This window comes from Streptococcus sp. FSL K6-1323 (genome assembly GCF_038630745.1).
Taxonomy (GTDB): Bacteria; Bacillota; Bacilli; order Lactobacillales; family Streptococcaceae; genus Streptococcus; species Streptococcus salivarius_D.
The window spans coordinates 1,529,030-1,550,533 of record NZ_CP152039.1 but is presented as its reverse complement, the minus strand read 5'-3'; the positions used below and the strand labels follow the sequence as shown (position 1 = coordinate 1,550,533).

General features: G+C 37.6%; 20 protein-coding genes and 1 pseudogene. 15 read left to right on the top strand and 6 right to left on the bottom strand.

What is annotated here, in order from left to right; translation table 11 throughout:
• Nucleotides 1–2 precede the first annotated feature (2 nt).
• Genes NST80_RS07125 through NST80_RS07115 form a run of 3 tightly spaced genes read right to left on the bottom strand, consistent with a single transcriptional unit; the run spans nucleotide 3 to nucleotide 2,610 of the window.
• On the bottom strand, nucleotides 3–941 hold the full coding sequence (locus tag NST80_RS07125; protein ID WP_193757551.1) for an ethanolamine utilization protein EutJ: 939 nt from the start codon (nucleotides 939–941) through the stop codon (nucleotides 3–5).
• Between the two features lie 16 nt (nucleotides 942–957).
• Nucleotides 958–2,022, bottom strand: a complete 1,065-nt coding sequence (locus NST80_RS07120) for an acyl-CoA dehydrogenase family protein (protein ID WP_049529000.1) — start codon at nucleotides 2,020–2,022, stop codon at nucleotides 958–960.
• Nucleotides 2,023–2,061: 39 nt separating this feature from the next.
• Entirely contained in the window at nucleotides 2,062–2,610 is a 549-nt protein-coding gene (locus NST80_RS07115; RefSeq protein ID WP_193757549.1) for a carboxymuconolactone decarboxylase family protein, read from the bottom strand.
• Nucleotides 2,611–2,823: 213 nt separating this feature from the next.
• Between NST80_RS07115 and rlmD the strand changes: the two genes are divergently transcribed.
• From rlmD to NST80_RS07095, 4 genes are all read left to right on the top strand, one after another.
• On the top strand, nucleotides 2,824–4,194 hold the full coding sequence (gene rlmD, locus NST80_RS07110; RefSeq protein ID WP_342504580.1) for a 23S rRNA (uracil(1939)-C(5))-methyltransferase RlmD: 1,371 nt from the start codon (nucleotides 2,824–2,826) through the stop codon (nucleotides 4,192–4,194).
• A gap of 335 nt (nucleotides 4,195–4,529) precedes the next feature.
• Nucleotides 4,530–4,781: a hypothetical protein gene (locus tag NST80_RS07105; RefSeq protein WP_229056981.1), complete on the top strand. Its 252-nt coding sequence runs from the start codon at nucleotides 4,530–4,532 to the stop codon at nucleotides 4,779–4,781.
• 108 nt (nucleotides 4,782–4,889) lie between these two features.
• The gene (locus NST80_RS07100) at nucleotides 4,890–6,185 is read left to right on the top strand and encodes a hypothetical protein (RefSeq protein WP_193757547.1); all 1,296 of its coding nucleotides are present in this window, start codon (nucleotides 4,890–4,892) and stop codon (nucleotides 6,183–6,185) included.
• A 138-nt stretch (nucleotides 6,186–6,323) separates the two neighbouring features.
• Complete coding sequence (locus NST80_RS07095) at nucleotides 6,324–6,890, top strand: hypothetical protein (RefSeq protein ID WP_193757546.1); 567 nt, start codon at nucleotides 6,324–6,326, stop codon at nucleotides 6,888–6,890.
• A 1,447-nt stretch (nucleotides 6,891–8,337) separates the two neighbouring features.
• Here the strand turns inward: NST80_RS07095 and NST80_RS07090 are convergent.
• Nucleotides 8,338–9,587: pseudogene (locus tag NST80_RS07090) on the bottom strand (ISL3 family transposase).
• A 250-nt stretch (nucleotides 9,588–9,837) separates the two neighbouring features.
• Here NST80_RS07090 and NST80_RS07085 point away from each other — a divergent pair.
• From NST80_RS07085 to NST80_RS07055, 7 genes are all read left to right on the top strand, one after another.
• Nucleotides 9,838–10,587: a CPBP family intramembrane glutamic endopeptidase gene (locus NST80_RS07085; protein ID WP_048675156.1), complete on the top strand. Its 750-nt coding sequence runs from the start codon at nucleotides 9,838–9,840 to the stop codon at nucleotides 10,585–10,587.
• Between the two features lie 709 nt (nucleotides 10,588–11,296).
• The gene (locus NST80_RS07080) at nucleotides 11,297–12,736 is read left to right on the top strand and encodes a hypothetical protein (protein WP_048675158.1); all 1,440 of its coding nucleotides are present in this window, start codon (nucleotides 11,297–11,299) and stop codon (nucleotides 12,734–12,736) included.
• 2 nt (nucleotides 12,737–12,738) lie between these two features.
• On the top strand, nucleotides 12,739–13,851 hold the full coding sequence (locus NST80_RS07075) for a hypothetical protein (RefSeq protein ID WP_193757545.1): 1,113 nt from the start codon (nucleotides 12,739–12,741) through the stop codon (nucleotides 13,849–13,851).
• A 247-nt stretch (nucleotides 13,852–14,098) separates the two neighbouring features.
• A complete protein-coding gene (locus NST80_RS07070; protein WP_048675161.1) occupies nucleotides 14,099–14,449 on the top strand; it encodes a hypothetical protein in 351 nt (116 codons plus the stop codon).
• Nucleotides 14,450–14,564: 115 nt separating this feature from the next.
• Nucleotides 14,565–14,858, top strand: coding sequence for a hypothetical protein (locus NST80_RS07065; protein WP_048675163.1), 294 nt, complete (start codon nucleotides 14,565–14,567; stop codon nucleotides 14,856–14,858).
• Nucleotides 14,851–15,189, top strand: a complete 339-nt coding sequence (locus NST80_RS07060; RefSeq protein ID WP_138261683.1) for a type II toxin-antitoxin system RelE/ParE family toxin — start codon at nucleotides 14,851–14,853, stop codon at nucleotides 15,187–15,189. Before NST80_RS07065 ends, NST80_RS07060 begins: the two co-directional genes overlap by 8 nt.
• 77 nt (nucleotides 15,190–15,266) lie before the next feature.
• The gene (locus tag NST80_RS07055; RefSeq protein WP_342504579.1) at nucleotides 15,267–16,043 is read left to right on the top strand and encodes an alpha/beta hydrolase; all 777 of its coding nucleotides are present in this window, start codon (nucleotides 15,267–15,269) and stop codon (nucleotides 16,041–16,043) included.
• Nucleotides 16,044–16,107: 64 nt separating this feature from the next.
• On the opposite strand, the gene NST80_RS07050 is transcribed toward NST80_RS07055, so the two are convergent.
• Entirely contained in the window at nucleotides 16,108–17,280 is a 1,173-nt protein-coding gene (locus tag NST80_RS07050; protein WP_045768936.1) for an MFS transporter, read from the bottom strand.
• 229 nt (nucleotides 17,281–17,509) lie between these two features.
• Nucleotides 17,510–18,352: a DegV family protein gene (locus NST80_RS07045; RefSeq protein WP_193757542.1), complete on the bottom strand. Its 843-nt coding sequence runs from the start codon at nucleotides 18,350–18,352 to the stop codon at nucleotides 17,510–17,512.
• A gap of 125 nt (nucleotides 18,353–18,477) precedes the next feature.
• Between NST80_RS07045 and NST80_RS07040 the strand changes: the two genes are divergently transcribed.
• The 4 genes from NST80_RS07040 to NST80_RS07025 all read left to right on the top strand — a co-directional run bounded on the left by NST80_RS07040 (nucleotide 18,478) and on the right by NST80_RS07025 (nucleotide 21,276).
• Nucleotides 18,478–19,047, top strand: coding sequence for a TetR/AcrR family transcriptional regulator (locus NST80_RS07040; RefSeq protein ID WP_002885959.1), 570 nt, complete (start codon nucleotides 18,478–18,480; stop codon nucleotides 19,045–19,047).
• A 97-nt stretch (nucleotides 19,048–19,144) separates the two neighbouring features.
• On the top strand, nucleotides 19,145–19,717 hold the full coding sequence (locus NST80_RS07035) for an HD domain-containing protein (RefSeq protein WP_183138235.1): 573 nt from the start codon (nucleotides 19,145–19,147) through the stop codon (nucleotides 19,715–19,717).
• Between the two features lie 139 nt (nucleotides 19,718–19,856).
• Nucleotides 19,857–20,600, top strand: a complete 744-nt coding sequence (locus NST80_RS07030; RefSeq protein ID WP_229104943.1) for a CPBP family intramembrane glutamic endopeptidase — start codon at nucleotides 19,857–19,859, stop codon at nucleotides 20,598–20,600.
• 40 nt (nucleotides 20,601–20,640) lie between these two features.
• Complete coding sequence (locus NST80_RS07025; protein WP_183138234.1) at nucleotides 20,641–21,276, top strand: copper homeostasis protein CutC; 636 nt, start codon at nucleotides 20,641–20,643, stop codon at nucleotides 21,274–21,276.
• Nucleotides 21,277–21,504: the final 228 nt, after the last annotated feature.

The window sequence follows — 21,504 nt, the reverse complement described above, 5'->3', positions numbered from 1 at the left end:
GTTCACACTGAACCTGCTTCTTTTTTGGTATGAAGAGCTTGTATAAGCGCCTTGTATAAGAGTTTTAGAAAATGATAGAGCAAATAGGTCATGATAACAAGAACGATGACGAACTCTACCTTATAAAACAATTGGGTAGCTGGATTGGCTAGCTCAAGACTGGTTGTGGCTGCCTTAAAAGCATTGACACTATTGACCAAGGGAAAGCTAAAAGCTGCAAAAAGTGGAATAAAGCCTTTCCTAACCAGTTTTACAAAGAGATTAAGAGCATAGAAAAAGAATGCTTGTGAGAATAAAAGTAGGGCAAGTAAAATAATAGTTGCAGGTCTTTGATTACTCTTGATTGAACTGGTAATGAGAAGGGCCAGAGGTGCTGCTAAAATGGCAAGTATAGGCTGATATAGGTGAGGGATGGCTATCTGTTTCATTCTCCATAAAACAAGTGGAAAAAGGGCCAGGGTGGCTAATCCCGTTACACCCAGAATAAGTCCCTTGATGCTAGTAGGAACACTAGCCGGTACTGTCACAAGACTGATAGCAGGGCCAACGTAGACCACGAACCAGCTTGGAAAGACTTGGTTCAAAGATAGAGGGCGCATAAAACGCAGACTGAAAAATATAATATAGGCAATATAAAGTCCAAGGAGTCCAATCCAAGTCACACTTAAGCCTGTTTGAGCTAGTGGGAGGCGGCTGCAAAAGAGAAAGGCAGCCATAAAGAAGCTAGCAAAGGCCGAAGCAATGACTGGATTTCGCAAATCTTCCCTTACTTGTTCAAATCCAAGAATCAAGCGTCCCAGTATAAGTATAAAACCTATACTGGCTAAACACCAAATACCCTGAGCAATCAGGGTATAGTGGCTTATTTGATTGGATAAACTAAAGAGGGCAAGAACCAGACTAGATAGGGCCAAGGGAATTTTCTGGAAAAATACCTTCATTGGTCCACCGGCCTTTCTAGCTAGCTGCAAGAATGTGACGAAGCTGCACCGCACTCGGAGATACAATTGGAAGGAAGACGCCTTCATTCCAACGACGGATAAAGCTTGACTCTGATTCTTTCAAATAGCCACGACCACCACTAGCCTGAAGTTCGAGGAGCAGGCTGTTGGCTACGACGTCGACAATATCGATACGCAATTGGAAAAGTTCACGTGGTTTGTCAATGAAATAATTAGCATCATTAAGACCCGTAAAGAGTTGGTCTTGAATAGCAAGAAGATTTCCACGTGTAGCTTCAAATTCCTCACGAAGAACGCTACGGTTACTGTTTAGACTAGCTTCAACTTCATCAAGAGAACGTTTCGCCAAACCAAAGGCAAGACCAAATTGGAAACCAAGGAAGTTTGGACGTGTTTTGGCAATATAGTCCGTACCTTCTTTTGAAAGGACCCAATTAGGATCTAACTTAACGTGATCGAAAGTAAGAGAGGCAGTGTTAGCACCTTGAAGGGAAACAAATTCCAAATCTTCAGAACGGCTGAGGCCCTCAGCTTCAGATGGAATAGTGATAATCCAAGGTTGGCTACCGTCTTTAAAGTCAGCAGCAAAGAGAGCAGCGAATTTATCAGAACGTAGGTTAGTTACCCAAGGCAAACGACCATCGAGATAGTAGTCATCGCCTTCTTGACTGATGGTAACATTCAATTCTTCAATATCAGACAAGAATTTGACCGCATTTGACAGGCCAGTTCCACCAGCACGCTCACCAGTATACAATTCTTTCAACCATGTTTCACGAGGGTAAGCATTGTCACTCGCAAGGATATACTCGATGAAAGTACGGTGCCCCCAAGAAATAAAGGAAGCTGTCAAAGAGTGTTGTGCCAATTCATCAAGCACATCAACGACTTGAGTAGGACCACCACCTAGGCCATCAAACTTAGCAGGTACGCCGATTTTAAAGACGTCGTTTTCAGCAATTTTTTCAAGAAGTTGGTCCGCAATGGGTCCAGACTCTTGGTCAATATGGTCAGCGTTAGTATCCAACCAAGTAAGGAATTCTTTTGAAAAATGTGACATAGGCTTAGGTCCTCCTCTAGTTTATCGTTTGGTTTTGAATTAAGCGAATTCTTGAAGTTCAGGGTTAATCGGTGTTTGTGCGAGATTGTTAGCGTAGTTACACAAGCTAGCAAGGCTGACACCCAAGATAACGTCAAGGGCATTTTGAGCAGTGTAGCCAGCTTCCAAGAAGTCATTGTAGGCTTCGTCACCAACAGCACCTTTGGTATTGATCACAGCAATAGTGAATTTAGCAAGAGTATCAAGTTTTGGATCATCTTCGATTCGTGTACGGTTACGAAGCGCTTCCAAAAGTTGAGGTGTCATTTGGATTTGCTTGATTGAAAAGGCTGTATGACCTGCCACACAGAAGGCACAGCCATTAGTAACAGCAGCTGTAATTTGAACAACCTCTCGTTCAGTTGGTGTCAATGAATTGCGACGGTTGATTTCACCGACAGTACGGTAAGTTTCAAGCGCAGTTGGCGCATTAGCAAGGAGACCAATCAAGTTTGGAATGTATCCCCCATTGGCATCTTTGACTGTTTGAAGGACGTCTTTGACTTCTTCTGGTGCAGTTTCGATTGTATGAATGGTAATATCTGGCATGATTATTCTCCTTTAGATAGAAACGACATCTAGCCAAGTTGCTGAGCCGTTAAATTTTTTGTCATGGACCTATGATAGCACTGTATGACTTTTCTGAAAAATCTATATTATTTATGGCCAGCCATAAATTTGATTTATATGTGCTATAATGGAGGGTAGTAAAAGGCTTTGGAAGATATGCTTAAGCCCTATAAGAGTAAAGAAAGTTGAATTATGTTAAATAAAAACGCTATTGTAGAAGTTGAAATTGTCGATTTGACACATGAAGGAGCAGGCGTTGCCAAGGTGGACGGCTTTGTCTTTTTCGTGGATAATACCCTCCCAGGCGAAGTCATCAAGATGCGAGTGCTTAAGCTCAAGAAAAATATCGGCTTTGGTAAGGTTGAGGAGTATGTGACCCTTTCACCAAACCGTAATCAGGACATTGATGCAACCTATCTCCGTTCAGGAATTGCTGATTTTGGCCATATGACCTACGAGGAGCAGCTCAAGTTCAAGCGTAAACAAGTTGTGGACAACCTCTATAAGACAGCAGGTATCTCAGACGTAGAAGTCGCTGAAACATTGGGAATGGATACACCGTACGCTTACCGTAATAAGGCGCAGGTGCCAGTTCGCCGTGTTAAAGGTCAGCTTGAAACAGGTTTCTACCGCAAGAATTCGCACGACTTGATTCCAATTGAAGATTTCCTTATCCAAGACAAGGAAATTGATAAACTCATTGTCTTTGTCCGTGACCTTCTCCGCCGCTATGACCTCAAACCTTATGATGAGAAGGAGCAGACAGGTTTGGTTCGTCATTTGGTGGTTCGTCGTGGTCATTATTCAGGTCAGATGATGTTGGTCTTTGTAACGACCAGACCAAAAGTTTTCCGCATTGACCAAGTCATTGCTAAGATTACGGAAGCCTTCCCGAGTGTCGTTTCAATCATCCAAAATATCAACGATAAGAACACTAACGCCATCTTTGGTAAGGAGTTCCGCACCCTTTATGGCCAAGACACCATCACAGACAGTATGTTGGGCAATGACTATGAGATCTCTGCCCAATCTTTCTATCAGGTTAATACCGAGATGGCTGAAAAACTCTATCAAACAGCTATTGACTTCTCAGATTTAAACAGCAACAGCATTGTTATTGATGCCTATTCAGGAATCGGGACAATCGGTTTGTCATTTGCCAAACAGGTCAAGGAAGTCTACGGCGTTGAAGTCATTGAAACAGCCGTCGAAGATGCCAAGAAAAATGCAGAACGCAACGGCATTACAAATGCCCACTATGTGGCTGACTCAGCTGAAAATGCCATGGCCAAGTGGAGCAAGGATGGCATCAAACCAGATGTTATCATTGTGGACCCACCACGCAAGGGCTTGACAGAAAGCTTCATCAAAGCCAGTGTTGCCATGCAACCTGAGAAGATTACTTACGTCTCATGTAACCCAGCAACCATGGCGCGTGATATCAAACGCTATCAAGAATTGGGTTATGGATTGAAGAAAGTCCAGCCGGTGGATCTTTTTCCTCAGACGCATCATGTTGAGGCGGTATCACTACTTGTACGAGCTGAGACTTCAGCGAAGTAGAAGTAGAATAGTAGTTTATATTCTTGCAGAAAATCTAGCAATGTTATAGTAAGTATTAGGAAATATTGCCTTCAATTTTTAGATGGACTGAAGTAGAGCTGTAAGAGACTGTGACTGAGAGGTTGCAGTCTTTTTGTGGTTTTAGTGGTATAATAACCTATATAAGTAAGCTGTTTTGGACGGACGGATGGATTGAGTTTCTTAGGGATAAACTAAACAATGAGGATTTTATTATTGCCTTACAAAATTCGCCGTGTTCCTCGGGTCCTCTAGTAAAATCAATGGTTGATTGCTACTTTAATCGCAACTTTTATGCGGCATACACTATGGGGAGTTTGGCAATTGATGGTGCGCTAAATAGAATTTCAGAAGTAACTTCGTTTGAGAAAAAAATACCAGTAGGTCATCGATCGATTAAAGAAATTGATAATATATTTATTGATATGTCGTTTAGCGATGTAGGACTAATGCACTGGCTGTATAATTTCTTTAAAGATACAAAAAGGTTTGCACTAGATGAACCTAATACACATATGGTGGGATGCGGCCGTTGGGAAAAAGAAATCGGCGAAACGGATTTTTTGTAGCTATTTAATAAATTGTTGTACATCTGTGATGAGTATAATTATTGGGAAGAAATTATAGAGAATCTAGAGGCTGAAAGATTAAAATAAATTTATGAGAGAGTTGAAGGTATGAGGTTTAATAAAATACATAAAATTATCTTGTCGCTTATAGCGATAGTATTATTAATATTTTTTAGGCAGTTTATAGTGAATTTTGTTGTTTCTACTAATTTAGAAGTCTCGAAAGGGAATCTATTTGTATTAACTATTATATTTTTGTTAGAAATACTCTATATATTAGTGATATATGATTTAGTAATTATTAAGTTATATAATGGAGTAAGTGATTGTTTGAGAGAACTAGGGCAATGGGCGATAAGAACGAAAAAGGTGAGTATTGCACTTTACACAATTAGAGTAAATTATTATTTGTTAAGACTAAGTCGATTATTACGTGTAGGTTGGGTAACTTATGGTAGCGGTGAAAAAAATTCAGTCTGGATAGGGATATCTAAACTCACCTTGACTCAGCTATCACTTAATATATTTAGACTTATAATAAGTACACCGATGTTCTTTGCATTTTTATCTGCTTGTTTCTCTTTGAGAATATTGAAAGGAGATATTACCTTTTATTTGCATAAGCTTCAAGAAATTCTAAGAGGTATTTTACAAATAAAAGTAAATATTGGTGATATCTTTTCAAGATTACCAGCCCTTGTAGCTTTGATGACGATATTACCAATCGTCTTTTTCTTCTATTTCTATAGTCAAAAACGTGATGTTCGAAAAATAATTGATAAGAAAAATAGTCAATATTTTGAAGAAGTTGTTTTATTGTATGAAAAATTATTGATTTGGATTGATAATCATATTTATGAATTATCTGATAATTTTAATTATGTAATTAAATGCCAAGATACAATTGTTGAGATATTTTTAAAAAAGGAGGTTCCTAACTATATATCATTAGCAGGGAAGCAGTATTATATACCCGGAGAGATTGAGACATTTAGATTTGTTGAGATAACTGATTTGACTGAGTTTCGAGAAATTATGAGTAAATTGTCTAGTGATAGATTAAGGAAATGTACACAAGTATTTTCAGTTAAACAATTTGATATCTGGTATCTTTATTGTTTTGATTTTCCTTTATTGAATGAAGAAGAGAAAATTGAAAGATCTTTCTATACTAAAAAAGGGATGAGTTCTAAATTGGGTAATCGTCCTACTTTTCCGTATGACTTTACTCAAGAGGAAATTGACAAGAGGAGGAAAGAGGAACATTATCGTTTATCTTGGTCTATTTATGACGAATTGGAGTTGCTATACAGGTTTAAGAGAGTAAGAGATTCGTTAAGAAAATATCTTTATTCTTCAAGAACAGAGCGACTGCTACTAAAAGCATTTAATAAAGATAAATAATTCTATTTCATAGTATTATTCTAAAATTGCCCATCACATTTCATTTGTATAGTATAGGTAGACACTATCAGCACATATTGAGGTAGTTAATTTTTTAGAAAAACTTAGTTAAACGTTTAAAGATTGGTAGGCTTAAAGTTGTATATATTAGAGTTATATCAAAACAATTCCTCAAAGGATTTAGTCACGTTTGATTCTTTAGAAGAGGGAAGAGCCTTTGTAGCGCAAATCCCGGGATATACTTTAGAAACAGAAGATGGGTTTGAAGTGGAGTATGTAAATCCTAAATACTTGCCGGATTATATGGAAATTGTCTTTAACGGAAATATTGTCCCTTTATCTAGATTTTCGTTTAATTCTGAGGAAAGTGTGGACATTATTTGGAAAGAAATTTCGAATCTATCCGTTAAAAACGATAAAGTGATCGAAGGATATTCAAAAATCGACGCGTATGTCGTTAACAACGATGAAGTGAAAGCCTATGTCGAAGCAAGAGAAGCGAACTATCGCAAGGCAAAAGACTTCATAGAACGCTGTGGCTATGAAGCCGACAGAAGCTTTTTCGGAAGTGAAGACGGCGAAGCGATTCTCTACAGAAAACGTGGCGCTGAAGATTGGCACTTCTTGTGTCACTTAGACCCGCTGTTTGTAGAGATTGAAGATGTAGAAGGATATGTCAAAGAAGAGATTCAATCGTTAAACTAAAGAACGTTGCGAAGGCGTGGCGTGAGTTATATTTAAAAAGACTTCTATTTTGCTAGATGGTGGAATTAAGGAGAAATTTATGACCTTAAAACAAATTAAATTTAATCCTTTTAAACACTGGGAAATCATCAGCAACTTGTATAAACAGTCCTTCACAAAGGAGGAGCGACTTCCCTTCTTTGGACTTGGCTCTTATCATTGAGAAAAATGGATTTACACTGTGTCCCTATCTCATTCGTGAATTAGGCGTTGACTTTGCTCTTATGAGCCAGACAGGGTAACTAATTCCATTCGACTATCAGGATATCTTTGACAATTTCTCTTTTGGACTTGGAGATGTATCGATTCGTCCGATAAATTAATAAAACGTACCTTACCAAAATTGTACTGAACTAAAAATATTATCTAATTGAGAAAAGAACAAAAGTTTTGGTCTATAATATAGATATTTTCTAGCATCACATGTGGAGGCAGTATCGCTGCTTGTACGAGCTGAGTCATCAGCGTAGTAGAAGTAGATGTTCTGCCCATGCGACAAGGTAAGACCGAAGGTTGAGAAGGTACTCTGGGGTATAGCTGTCGTAGAGTAAGGATTTTACGACGAAACGATACGGTAAGTCCGAACCGCTGAGTGTGTGTGCTTATTGGTAAAATGCAGTTAAACATCTCGAATCTTTCATTCTAGGCGAAACGCTTCAAAGCTCCACTGGAGCTTTAAACTCCCACAGATGCATTATGTTGAGGCGGTATCACTGCTTGTCAAAGCGTAGAAAAATATGTAGAAGGAAAAGCCTTGGTTTCAAGGCTTTTTGTCGTATATGTTGAAATATCGGACTGATAGTAACAGTTGAGTGCTAGGTCTGAAGGATAGGATTGCTAGGTTTCTATTTCCATTTACACTTATGGTATAGATTTATTTCCAATGAGTATAGCTTTATGGGAATGAATCTATACCCATCTCTATATCTCATTAATGCTCAATTGGAGTAAGAGAATAGAAATTGATGCAAAGTTTTTGTTCTTTAGATATTAGAAAATAAGATAACTTTTATTGCAAATCAACTGATGCAATGGTATAATTAGTCCATTAGTATAGACGTTAGTAGTTGATTATCGACTATTAAGGTGTGTATTAGTATATAACATTTTAGGGTTTAACTTGGATATTGGACTTCTATGTGATTTAATTCAAACTATTTTGGCCATTGCTAGTATAGAAAGAGGTACATCAATGAAGTTGTCTATTTCAAATTTGGTGGTAAACGGCGTGATTGGAGCGACCTTTTGAATTGTTCCCTAAGTTATAGAAAGTACTCAAATTGCGCCTAGAGGGTTCGAATCCCTCACGCTCCATATTTAGCCATTCTTATGAGTGGCTTTTTTTATTTTTTCATAATGTGATTCATTGGCTCTTTGTCAACTGTAGTGGGTGACGAAAAGCTAACATCTAGAGAGGACCAGATAGGTTTTCTCTTTTTGTATGTTCAGAGTGATGAAAACACGCTTCCTAAAGTTAATAAAGTTTCTAAAACCGAAGCCCAGACGTTTGATGTCTTTGATAAGCTTATTGGTCCCCTTCAATTTTGCATTTGAGTAATGTGTTTCTAGTGCGTTTTTGATGTATGGTTTGTGTCTAAGGAAGGTCCTAAAGATAGTTTTGAAGTAATGATTGACCTTGCTTATATTCTCCTCTATGAGCTCAAAAAACTCATCTGCTCTCTTCTCCTGAAAGTGAAAAAGTAAAAGCTGAAAAAGAGTATAGTAGTCGGTTAGCTCTTCTGAAAAGTCTAGTGTCTTCTCAACGACTTCATGTGGACTAAAGGTTTGACGGAAAGTCTTTGAATAAAAAGAGTTGAGAGATAGTTTACGGCTGTCCTTTTGGAAGAGTCGCCAATGATTTTTCAAGGCTCGATAGGGTAGTGACTTCTTATCAAACTGGTTCATAATCGCAATTCTAGTCTTTAAAAATGCTCTACCAAGGTGCTGGATAATGTGGAAACGATCAAGAACGATTTTAGCGTTTGGAAAAAGTCTTTTGGCAAGTGGAATATAAGCTCCGGACATATCCATCGTGATAAACCGCACCTTTTATCGATCTTTCAAAGGATACTTTAAAAAGTAGTTTCGTATAGTGGTTTGGCGACGATTATCAAGGATGGTTATGAGTTCGTTTGTCTCATAATTCTGCGCCACAAAAGCCAGTTCCCCTTTCTTGAACCCAAACTCATCCCAGGACATAACAGCAGGGAGCTTGTCATAATATTCCTTGAAAGTGAACTGGTCAAGCTTACGATAGACAGTGGACGTCGACACACGAAGTCTTCTAGCAATATCAGTTAATGACACCTTCTCAGTTAGGAGTTGTGCAACCTTTTGTCGGACTAGATTGGAGATTTGGCAGTTTTTCTCAACGATTGATGTCTCAGCTACTGTGACTCTCCTACAATTTTTACACTGGAAGCGACGTTTCTTCAGACGTAGTAGAGTTGAAGTTCCCGCTTGTTCGAGAAGAGGGATTTTAGAAGGCTTTTGAAAGTCGTACTTGATCATCTTTCCATGGCAATGAGGACATGATGGTGCAGGGTAATCGAGTTTTGCTTGAATCTCGATATGAGTGTTAGTTTCAAAAACAAGTGAAATCTTGATATTTTGGTCTTTAATTCCGATTAATTCTGTGGTATTCTTAATAAGTCTCATAAGTTCTTCCTAATGATGGTTTGGTCGCTTTTCATTATAGTTCTTATGGGACTTTTTGTGTACACTTAAAAAGCTCTATAATCTCTACAGTGGTTTTACCCACTACAGAAATTATAGAGCCATAATGAAAAGCCTTGATTGTAAGGCTTTTTTTGTGTTTTTGTGATAGAGTATAGGTAGTTATAATCGACAGCAACTAAGAAGCAGCAACAAATATTACATACAGAATAATCAAGATAAGGGCAATAAAATGACAGAAATTGACAAAAAGAATTTTAAAAATTATCTTTATTGTACATTTGGAATTACTTATATAGCTTGGGGGCTTCTTGCCATCTTTACTCAATCTCATATTTTGGGATTAGAAACATTTATAGGGAGAATGTTACATATAGTAGGTGCACTTGGTCCAGCTATTGCAAGTATCATTTATTTTAAAAGGAATAATATAAAATTTAAACATTTTCTATTTAGTAAGAAAGAAAATAGTAGTATTTATTTAATTATTCATTTGTTAGCAATTTTGATACTATTTTCTGTATCTTCCTTAGAATTTAATGGAGTATCCATTTATCTGATGCCATTATTCTTTATACAACTAATTTTTTTTGGTGGTGGACATGAAGAATTAGGATGGAGAGGAATATTACAACCATTACTTGATAAAAAATATACTTATTGGCAATCTAATTTGATTGTAGGTTCAATCTGGGGAATTTGGCATCTGCCTTTATGGTTTATAGTTGGAGAAAGTCATCAAGGATTTCCTTTTATTTTATTTTTTATCTATACATTATTTTTAAGTTTTGTTTTAGGGCTTCTTTATCGTCAAACCAAATCTGTGGGCTACTGCATCTTATTTCATGCGTTCGCAAATTTGTTAAATCTCTATTTTGTGTTAAAAATTAATAGTATTTTTATTATCATTTTTATTGCTTATTTAATTTATACGATATTGGCGAGTAATAGAATTAGTAAGGAAAAGTATTTTAAATTTTAGGTCAACATATCCATTATTGAAAGTAACGATTGGCTAATTAGATAATCAATGTTAGAGAATTTTCTATTCTAATTTCAAATAGAAGGATGGATGTCGTTTCTTTTGGAAGATGTGAAAATCTTTTCTGTTCCACAGCATCATTTGAAAATCATTGTCAGTACCTTTCGTCTATTGGTATAAAGAAAAATATCACTACACGTTGAAGCAGATGTTCGACCCGTGCGACAAAGATCGAGAAGGTGCCCTGGGTTATAGGACTCGTGGAATGAGGAAGGACACCGACGAGATGATACGGAAAGTCCGAACCGCTGAGTGTGTGGGATTGCTTATAAAAGAGTAAAAAACTTGTAACGAAGCAACAATGAAAAGCCTTGATTGCAAGGCTTTTCATTTTGTGCTAGGGAAGTATCAGAGTTAGTATTTTTTGGAGTGAGTAGAAGTGATATCTAGAAATTATCTAATTCTATTTATCTTGTGGAGATATGTTTGTTTCCATTGACAAGGTGTTTGTGGGTAAAGAAACGTACTCCACCTCCAATATCGCTTAATTGATCTTTGGAAGTATCAGTATTAAAATTGATACAATTTTTATTATCCTTTTAGTTTTTCTTAGCTTTATTTTTGTGTTTGTTATCGAGAAATCATTTCATTCATAAAAATTTTAGTGATATAATAAATTCAGATAATTGTTGAAAAATAGAGAGTATATATGGGTAAAAATAAAAAAACACTGGTCTTAGACTTAGATATTACCGATTCTGGATATCAATTTGCATCAAATATAAATGATGCATTATCTGAAGCTGAGCTTGAATTAAATACTATCAATGAAAGACTTAGTGAAGACTATTATGCAATAGAGCATGTAACACCTAATTGTGATAAATCAGATTATATTCTAGCCTCTAGCTGTGGCGCTCTTTGTAGCATAATAGATATATTTTTTGTAGGGAGGCCTGGAGAGTCTCCATTGGGTAACATAACAGATGAGTGGTTTAAAAATCGTACTAAAGATTTTGCCAAACTTTGTGGTTGGGAAGATAATGGATCGAATAATATCTCTTCTGCGGTGAGGTACTTAGAAAGAAGATTTAAAGTTCCTTACGATCAACGTGGAGCTGGTGATGCGGCAAGCTTTATTTTCGATTTGAATCCAAAGAATCATCACTTTAAATCTCTTGCACATAATCCTACTTTGCTCGGACTATTTTTTTCAATTTTAGATCAGTTCAATAATACATCGCACTTTGTATCTGGTGGTGAACTTATTTCACTTCAAAACGCTAATCCAGGCTTTGAGTTACAAGGAAATAACTTTTCAAGCAAATTTTACTGTGCTTTTATTAATTGGATTGGACATTTGTTTTCAGATGTTTCTGGTTCGTCTGGTAGTAAGAGTCGAGGGATGGGGATCCCATCACCACTATGGAGCTGGATTAATGACATTATAGCTCTCAAAAGGAAGTTGAACATACCTGTTACTGAATTTGATAACAGCTTTAATGAATTAGCTCTCAATATATACAAAGAGGGATATGATGTTAGATTCCAGACTGCTCAAGCACTTTCAGTTTTTATTAATGAACTTTTAGTACGCACAGTATACTCAGTTAGGAGATTAATAAGATATTTCAGCGATTTTGATAAAAGTAAAAGGGTATTCTCTCTATTATGGAAAACGTGTGAACCTTTTTCTAATGCATCTGTAAAGAGGATGCTGACAATATCTCATGGGACATTCTGCCTGATTGATTTATCTGATGCTATAATCAGAGGTGTTATCTCTGGTAAAGGAAATTTCGACGTTTCAGAATTTGTAATGAGGCTTAATATTGTTGGTTTAGGTAGACTGGGAATATCATTGTATGGCGAAGGGAATAACGCTTTTATTCGGCATAAGCTAAGTAACAAGATATATGATAACAGACGAGAAATGAAGATTCTAAACTACTATGTTGAGGGCTTAAGAGAATTATCAAATATATACGATGATGTTGATTTGTTAACCTTCGTTACTGACTTGGAGAATAGTGAAATGTATAGGTCTGCGTTCGACAAGTCAGTCTTACTTGCTGAAAAGAGGAATGTTGATTCCAATAAAATTTTAAGAAATAAGTCCGATATTGACTCTTACTTTCGTGGAGAATGATGATGAGAATAAGAAAGAAAAATAAAACTAAGTTACAGATTGCTAAGGATAATACTCAGAATGCAATTCATGAGGTTAATACTCAGATAAATACATTAGGTGGTTATACTAAAGGATTACACGAAGCTTTGACAGAGATTCAATACACCTTTGATAAAATACGCAATGTTCCTAGTGAACAAAAAATTCAGTATGAAGAATTAAAAAAGATAAGATTAAATTGGAAGCAACAAGTAGTTAAGATTGAAAAGGACTATAAAAACGCAACAGTAAAAAATGCAGGTGTAGGAACAGCAGGAGCTGGACTGGGGGTTGCAGTAGTAACAATGGGACCGACAGTAGCAATGGGTGTTGCTACAACTTTTGGAGTTGCATCAACTGGTACTGCCATCTCTACTTTAAGCGGAGCTGTGGCCACTAATGCTGCATTAGCATGGCTTGGTGGTGGAGCACTTGCTGCAGGTGGTGGTGGAATGGCAGCAGGAGAAGCTTTTCTTGGTTTGGCAGGTCCAGTTGGATGGGCTATGGCCTGTGTTTCTTTATTAGCTAGTGGATTAATCTTTTGGAAAAGTAAGATTGATAAGAACCATTTAGAAAATTTATTTATTGCTATAAGTGAAAGAGATATACAATCATATAAGCTTGCTATTGTTGAATTACAAGAGCGGATAACGAGAATTAAAAATGAGCAATCACTGTTGAATAGAGCAATAAATAAAATTCAGACATTTGGTCTTGACTATGATAAAATGTCCGACCAACAGCAGTATGAACTAGGTACATATGTCAATTTGATGAATTCTTCTACTCAATTACTGGTTAACCCCATTTTAGGTTTAGTTCCCAAATATACAGTTCAAGATTTTGATGAATATAAAGCGTCAATTATTGATGAAAAGGAGACTAAGTTTTTAAATGTATTAAAACCTTTAATTATTTCACTAGCAAATCTACTTTACAGCATTGAACTTGATATAAAAGCTAAAAAGCTATTATGGAAGTCTCTAAGAAACAATAAAGATTTTCTTAAAAGTTTGAACTTTAAAAAGAGAAAACTAAAATCTAAAGTCATTGATTTAGCGGTGGATGCCTTAGAGTTCAAGTATAAAGACTAGTTAGACACCTAATAATTCTTCTATAGACCAGAGTTAAACGATAACTCTGGTCTATTTTTGTCTCTCGAAAACCACTAGCTATGCTAGTGGTTCCGAAAAGCTTTTAGCGATGTATCAAAAAGGTCCCCCCTAAAGTGTTATATTAGATAAGGTTTCCCGACCACTAACTAATATACAAAAGGAGGACCCTTGATGATACAGGATAACAATAGTTTAGCACATATTACATGGAATTGTAAGTATCATAATGAAGTATATGCCATTTGTTGGGGAAATTACTGGACGGCCGTCTGTACTTGAAGGTTCCATTGATAATATGATTGCTCAAGCAAAAGAATGCTTGGCGAAAGGGGTATATGGATTCGATTTATTAGGTTATCAATATACTGGTAATCCAGTGGAATTAAACAATGCTTTTGTAGAAGCAATCCAAGCGCCTGTTTGTCTAGCTGGTAGTATTGATTCTTATCAACGTTTGGATGAGGTACTTGAAACAAACCCTTGGGCCTTCACTATCGGAAGTGCATTTTTTGAAGAAAAATTTGGTTCTACTTTTAGTGAACAAATTAATAACGTTTGTGACTATATAGATAAATGAAAAGCCTTGGTATCAGGGCTTTTTATTGTAAGTCATTTCTATTTTTAGTTGAATACTTTTTCTTTTATATGTTAGAATGTATATACAAAATGTATTTACAAAAGGAGTTTTTAGTATGGCAAAGACACAAGCGGTAAATTTTCGAGCAGATTCGGTATTTTACCAAAAAACGAAAGACATCTTAGCAGACGAAAAAATTACGGTATCAGATGTCCTGAATGCAGCACTTAGAAAAATTGCCAATAGGACAGTTGATGCAAGAGAATTTGTTTCTAGTGATTTGCAGGATACGCAGTATCAAGTGGCTTTTGAGGATTTAAAGAAGGAAATTTTAATTGGGCATCAGGAAATTGCTCAAGGTAAAGTCACTTCTGTAGCGGATGTGAGAAAGGAATTTGGTCTTGACTAAGTTGAAACGCTATCAGGTTTTTCTTGCGGATCGAGCTAAGCAGGACATACGAGAAATACACGACTATATCGTTATGAATTTTTATAGCCAACAATCTGCGGATGGGAAAGTCGATTTGATATTAACTGCTCTTGAAACCTTAGAAATATTTCCAGAAGCATGTCCACTTGTGTCTAGTAGAGGTTACGGTGAAATGACTGAAGATGGGAAAACCTATCGTTATATGCCAATAGAGAACTATCTCGCATTTTATTATATTGAGAATCATACAGTATTTGTTGCTCGTATTCTAAGTGCAAAACAAGATTGGGTGAAGATTTTCTATAAGTAAATTTAAGAGTCGTATGGACATAGACTTTCAAGACAAGTATGGTACTGGCAATATGAGACATTTTGGAGGTTATCAAAATGAAATTTCATAAATTTGGTGATAAAAATTTGCCTCCCATTTTATTGATACATGGTGGGGGTGGTTCCTGGTGGAGTTATCTTAGACAAGCTCGTCTCCTGTCTCATAATTACCATGTCATTTTACCTACACTTAATGGACACGGAGAAGAGTATCAAGAGGATTATATATCAACGGAAGATTCGGCACAGGAAATTCTAGATTATGTTCGACAAAACTGTGGTGGGAAATTATTTGCTTTAGGTGGAGTTTCTCTTGGTGGTCAAATTGCCATGGAACTTTTGTCCTTAGACAGCGATATAGCTGAGAAAGCTATCATAGACGGAAGTATCTGTATTCCTCAACCAAGGTTGGCGAGATTTAGTATCTTGTTGGTATCTTTATTTGGAAAACTGATGTTTAGTAAATCCTCTTGTAAATTTCAGTTAAGTATTATGAATAAATGCTATCCTAGATTAGCTTACCCAGACGAGATAAAAAATTATTATATGGAGGATATGCCAAGGACACCTATCAAAGCATTAGTGACCATCTATAAAACTTATATGGAGCATTATAAGTTGAAGAGTAGGATTTCTAAAAGTAAGGCGCAGGTTCTCTATATTTATGGTGAAAAAGAATTGAACTGTGTTAAGGAATCAGCTAGATTATTTCAGCAGTTGCATCCCAACACTATTTTGTATGAAGCAAAGGGTTATAATCACGGCTATTTATCAGCCTACCTACCTCAAGAGTGGATTGACTTGGTTGTTCCATTTTTGGAGAATAATGATTGATTACACACAAAAATCACCCCACAAGCTACAACTTGTGGGGCATTTTCTTGTATTAGTTCTTCACTTACAAAATAATATCTGTTTTTTCAACTTTATAGAGGGCTATTCCCATGATTAGGGTCAAGACGAGAAGAATTAAAACAGCAGGGGTCCAAGAGTTAAAGAGTTGTTGGCTTGAGCCGAATAGGACTGGTCCAAGGGCCGCAAAGATATAGCCTCCGGTTTGGGCTAAGCCTGATAGTTGGGCTGTTTTTTCAGGGGTGCTAGCCTTCATTGAAAAGGCAACCATCATGTAAGGGAATAGGACACTAGCAGAACTTCCGATTAAGAGGTTAAGGACTAACCAATACACAAAGCTGTCTGTATTGACTAGGAGCATGGCAACTCCGACGAATCCTGCTAGGACGGTAATCACTAGCATCAAATGGCGGTTACGATCAGAAAGTTTAGTGATTAGGCTAGGAACGATCATAGAGAATGGAATACTTGTCAGTGTGAAAACGGAAGCTAGAATTCCGGCATTGGCTTCGCCGACACCGGCTTGAGTAGCCATTGTTGGAAGCCAAGTGATAGTGGTGTAGAAGAAGAGTGACTGTAATCCACCGAAAAACATGATGGCCCAGACTTTGCCGCTCTTATACCAACTGCCTGAGTTTTCGCTAGTAGAAGTATCTTGTTCTAAATAATGATTGTGACGGACATTGGGGAGCCAAACCACAAGAGCCAAGGCACAGACTGCTGTCAATACCCAGACCAAGCCTTGCCATGAGGTTGCCTTAGTGATTGGAACGGCTACCGATGAAGCCACAGCTGTGGACAAGCCCATGGCTGTAATGTAGAGTGTGGTTAAGAATCCTAACTGATTTGGCTCATTAGCCTGAATTAGGCTTGGGAGAAGAACGTTGATAAAGGCAATTCCAGCTCCGACTAAAAGCGTTCCCACATAAAGAAGAGGGAGATTGACAGTACGCAGAGCAGAACCAAGGGTCATCACAATTAAAACACCGAGGAAGAGTCTTTCGATACCAAAGCGTTTGGCCCAGCTAGCTGCAAAAGGCGAGAATATCGCAAAGGTCAAGAGAGGCAGACTTGTCAAGAGACCGAGAGAACTGACCTCAACTCCTAGACCAGAAGCAATGTCTGATAAGACAGTTGACAAGGTTGTGAACGGAGCCCGCAAAACGATCCCTAGAAGAAGGATTCCAGGGATTAGAAAATGTGAATGTTTCTGTTTCATAAAGCATCTCCATGTTTAATAAAGGTATTAAATTTATAAGAACATGACACTAACGTGTCACTTCCATCATACCATAAAAGATGGAGGTGATGAAAGCGATTACGCTAGATTGTCGTAAAGAAAAAGAGAGAATCTTTAGTTATAAAATTTTATTCTACTGATTATCTAATAACATCATTTTAATTAAAAAAAGGCTGAACATCTAGTCCAACCTCTTTTCGATATTTTCTTAAATTTCATACCCCATAAGGAGTCCACCTTCTTCGGCATAAAAACTACAAAGTCCAGAAGTAGGAAGGACTTCGATGCTTGCTTGGGCAAATTTTTCACGAATCAATTCAGAGAATTGCTCAATAAATTTGTCATTGTTACGGTGGGCAATCGTAATATGTCCACCTGTATAACCTGCCTTGATTAATTCATCAAAGGCAGCTTTGATAGCTTTCTTTTGGCCACGAGCTTTTTGAAGCAACTCAAGGGTACCCGTTTTACTAGCTTCACCGACCATACGGATATTGAGGAGTCCAACAACGGTACCAACCAGTTTACTTAGACGACCATTCTTCACCAAATTATCAACTTTGGCTAAAACAAAGAGCAACTTAGTCTTGGCTTGGTAAGCTGTGATAGCATCAAGGACTTGGTCAAAATCAAGGCCTTCAGCAACTAAGTGATTGAGTTTACGAACGAGCAGGTCGACCTCGCCACCAGCTGACAGGCTATCAATCACGTGAATCTTGGTATCAGGATGCTCTTCCAGATAAATTTTCTTAGCAATTTCAGCACTATTATAGCTACCAGAAAGGGTTCCAGTAATCGTCACGACGACGATATTGTCCGCTCCTTCAAAAGACTTCGTGTAGTCATCAGGACTTGGACAAGCAGATTTGGAAGCAGTTGTAGTTGCATACATCTCCTCCATCATTTGATCAATATTGAGTTGGGCATCATCCCTGTAAATGGTTTCGCCCACTTGGATAGTCAAAGGAACACTGACAAACTCCGTATCTGGTGCCAGATTGTCCAAAGAACGGTAGTCACAGCCTGAATCCGCAATAATTTTCCATTTCATAGGTTACACCTCATATCTGCATAATGTACATTGACAAGTGTTTTGTCTTCTTTTACAATTTTATCATGAAGTGCATTGCTATCAAAGCAGATTTCATCAGGTGTGACAGATAGAAAGTGAATGTTATGGCAGAAAGAAAAATCTCAGAGAAATCCTTGGAAAATCTCAAACGATTTAACCAAGAAAACAAAGCAATTACACGAGAATCCATTGAAATTTCTCTCCTGCAATTGTTGGAGAAAAAAGACTTTAAAAAGATTACCATATCGGAACTGGTTGAGCGTGCGGGTGTATCTCGTGCTGCCTTTTATCGCAATTATGGTTCTAAGGAAGAGATTTTGAAGTCTATTTTTGAGTCTAGCATTGCAAAGATTACCAAGTCCTTGGACGGCTATAATCTCAAGACGGATCTTTACCAAGTCTGGGTTTATCTCCTTAAGGAAGTCAAAAAAGAAGCTAAAATCATCAGTCTTGCCATTGATTATAATTTTGAGCAGGTTTTGACCAAGGCAGTTTATGATTTTTTGGAAAAACGAAATGGTAGCTCATCAAATGGTGCCGGTAGTTACCTCAATTCCTTTTGGAGCTCAGCTATTGTCTCAGTGATTTCCAAATGGGTCAAGGATGGCATGAAGACCCCAGCAGAAAAGATTGCTAAGCTCGGCCTTCCCCTTTTTCCACATAAGAAGAAGTAGTAATCGCTGAGAGATGGTTTTTAAGTAAACTGCACTTCCATAACTAGTTCAAATGAATAGATAGAACTGTGCACAGATTATACAGAGGACAAGAAAGATGATCGAAGAACGACTTCTTGCTGCTAAGCAATATGTTAAAACCTTATTTGCTGATCGAGCCGATGGTCATGATGTGGAGCATACCCTCCGCGTCTATACCAATGCTATGAGAATCGCACAAGCAGAAGGTTCATGTGATCTGGAGATAGTGGGCTTGTCAGCTCTTCTTCACGATGCAGATGATTATAAATTGTTTCAAACAGAGAATAATGCTAATGCTCGCATGTTTCTAGAAGAGATTGGTACTCCTAAAAACCAAATCGAGCAGATTTGTCGGGTTATCAATGCTGTTTCTTTCAGCAAAAATCGTGGTAAACATCCAGAAACGTTAGAAGGCAAGATTGTTCAGGATGCAGACCGTCTGGATGCGATAGGAGCTGTAGGAATTGCGCGAACTTTTTCCTATGGTGGCCACAAAGGGAGGTCCCTCACTGATACCGTCCAACATTTCCATGACAAGTTGCTTCTCTTAAAAGATGAAATGAACACGGAGACTGCCAAACAAATGGCAGAAAGCCGCCATCAATTTTTAATCACCTTTCTAAAAGAACTAGAGAAGGAATTGGACTGAGTAAAATATTGAAATGAACTTTCATAAAAGACTCATTTGAAAGGAAGATATGCTAAATCGACTAATAAGAAAACCCATTTTAAGTTGTTCGCTGATTTTTATCGTCTGCTCTCTAGCTAGGCTCTTTGAATATTTCTATATGAGGACAGATGAAACTTTCTTATCTGAGAACTTTTTACACAAGCTTTTTGGAATACTTTTATTGTGGGGAATTCTTTCAATTTGCAAATTAAGATGGAAAGATATTGGTTTCAGTCCCGACGGCATCGTAAGTGGTATAGGAAAGGGGCTACTCTTTGGCTTAGTGTGTTCCATCTTTGCATATGCCATTGAAAGTTTTACCCTCTTTTTTCTTCATGGCAATGTTCACTTATCGTTTTACGCCAGTGGTTTTTCCTTAACAAACGAAAAAGGATCACAAGCAGGCATCTTGTTTATCATGTTAAATGTGTTATTTAACCTGATAAACGTTTGGATGGAAGAAGGAGTTTTTCGCGGCCTTTTCACAAAAATTCTTGAAGGGATTTCTTACCGCAAGAGTCTATTCTTTATAGCCTTCCTATTTGGAATATGGCACTTGGCAATGCCCTTAAGAGATTATCTTCAAGGAGAATCGTCACTCTTAAATCTTATTGCCATGGGGATTGGCTATGTTATCCTAGCAGGAATGATGAGTATCAAATGGTCTTTACTTTACAAAATGACTGGTTCCTTGTGGCTAGGACTAGGAGATCATCTTTTCAACAATCTTGCTTCAAATCTTGTCCATGTGGTTTCTAATTCTGATGTGGATAGTTTGCAGATTGTGAGAATACTGCTGTGGCAGTTGTTGGCGTTTTCTTTAGTGTTGTGGGGTTATCAAAGAACTAACAAGAAAAACTGATAGTCAATCCCTTACTACTACAACTAATAGGAGGTTCAGTATGCCAATTTATGAATTTTGTGCAGAGAATGTCACTCTCTTAGAAAAAGCCTTTAAAGCTGGTGCTCAACGCGTAGAGTTGTGTGATAATCTGGCTGTCGGAGGCACGACGCCTTCTTATGGTGTCATAAAGGCAGCCGTTGAGTTGGCCAAGGATTATAAGGCTAAGGTGATAGTAATGATCCGTCCACGAGGGGGAGACTTTGTCTATAGCCAGCAGGAATTGGCTATCATGCTGGAAGATATCAAATGTGCGCGTGACTTGGGTGTTGACGGCTTTGCACTAGGGGCTTTGACTTCGGAAAACCAACTCAATACAGAAGCTCTAAAGACCTTGCTGGATGCCAGTCGAGGCTTAGAAGTTACCATGCATATGGCCTTTGATCAGATTCCTAAGGCAGACCAGTCTAGTGCTATCCAGTGGCTTAAGGAACACGGTGTGACGCGTCTTCTCACCCGTGCTGGGACTCCCGAGACTGATTTAGAATCACGCTTGAAACGTTATGCAGAATTGGTTGGGCTAGCAGAAGGTCAGTTGGAGATTTTAGCCGGTGGTGGTATCTCCGTGTCTAACCGTGATCAATTTCTTGCCATACCTGGTCTTGAGCAAGTTCATGGAACACGTGTCGTTTTTTAGATTTCAATGGAACCAGCTTCTTGGCTTGGTTCTAGTTTACTATTAAAATGAACTTACCCATATATATCTAGTATTTCCGAACATTTTAATTGTACTGTTCAGAAAGAGTATTAGTAATATTTTTCTTTGACTTCGGAAAAAGTGTAAAATGCAATAATGAATGATAGTAAGTGTTTTGTTTGTCATAAAACTTGCGAGCAAGGAATTTTCAGTGCTAGGTTATGTGAT

Bases quoted from the DNA above. Each gene is read 5' to 3' on its own strand.
- NST80_RS07125 (WP_193757551.1), bottom strand. From the start codon at position 941: ATGAAGGTATTTTTCCAGAAAATTCCCTTGGCCCTATCTAGTCTGGTT.
- NST80_RS07120 (WP_049529000.1), bottom strand. From the start codon at position 2,022: ATGTCACATTTTTCAAAAGAATTCCTTACTTGGTTGGATACTAACGCT.
- NST80_RS07115 (WP_193757549.1), bottom strand. From the start codon at position 2,610: ATGCCAGATATTACCATTCATACAATCGAAACTGCACCAGAAGAAGTC.
- rlmD (WP_342504580.1), top strand. From the start codon at position 2,824: ATGTTAAATAAAAACGCTATTGTAGAAGTTGAAATTGTCGATTTGACA.
- NST80_RS07100 (WP_193757547.1), top strand. From the start codon at position 4,890: ATGAGGTTTAATAAAATACATAAAATTATCTTGTCGCTTATAGCGATA.
- NST80_RS07085 (WP_048675156.1), top strand. From the start codon at position 9,838: ATGACAGAAATTGACAAAAAGAATTTTAAAAATTATCTTTATTGTACA.
- NST80_RS07080 (WP_048675158.1), top strand. From the start codon at position 11,297: ATGGGTAAAAATAAAAAAACACTGGTCTTAGACTTAGATATTACCGAT.
- NST80_RS07075 (WP_193757545.1), top strand. From the start codon at position 12,739: ATGAGAATAAGAAAGAAAAATAAAACTAAGTTACAGATTGCTAAGGAT.
- NST80_RS07070 (WP_048675161.1), top strand. From the start codon at position 14,099: ATGAAGTATATGCCATTTGTTGGGGAAATTACTGGACGGCCGTCTGTA.
- NST80_RS07065 (WP_048675163.1), top strand. From the start codon at position 14,565: ATGGCAAAGACACAAGCGGTAAATTTTCGAGCAGATTCGGTATTTTAC.
- NST80_RS07055 (WP_342504579.1), top strand. From the start codon at position 15,267: ATGAAATTTCATAAATTTGGTGATAAAAATTTGCCTCCCATTTTATTG.
- NST80_RS07050 (WP_045768936.1), bottom strand. From the start codon at position 17,280: ATGAAACAGAAACATTCACATTTTCTAATCCCTGGAATCCTTCTTCTA.
- NST80_RS07045 (WP_193757542.1), bottom strand. From the start codon at position 18,352: ATGAAATGGAAAATTATTGCGGATTCAGGCTGTGACTACCGTTCTTTG.
- NST80_RS07040 (WP_002885959.1), top strand. From the start codon at position 18,478: ATGGCAGAAAGAAAAATCTCAGAGAAATCCTTGGAAAATCTCAAACGA.
- NST80_RS07035 (WP_183138235.1), top strand. From the start codon at position 19,145: ATGATCGAAGAACGACTTCTTGCTGCTAAGCAATATGTTAAAACCTTA.
- NST80_RS07030 (WP_229104943.1), top strand. From the start codon at position 19,857: ATGAGGACAGATGAAACTTTCTTATCTGAGAACTTTTTACACAAGCTT.
- NST80_RS07025 (WP_183138234.1), top strand. From the start codon at position 20,641: ATGCCAATTTATGAATTTTGTGCAGAGAATGTCACTCTCTTAGAAAAA.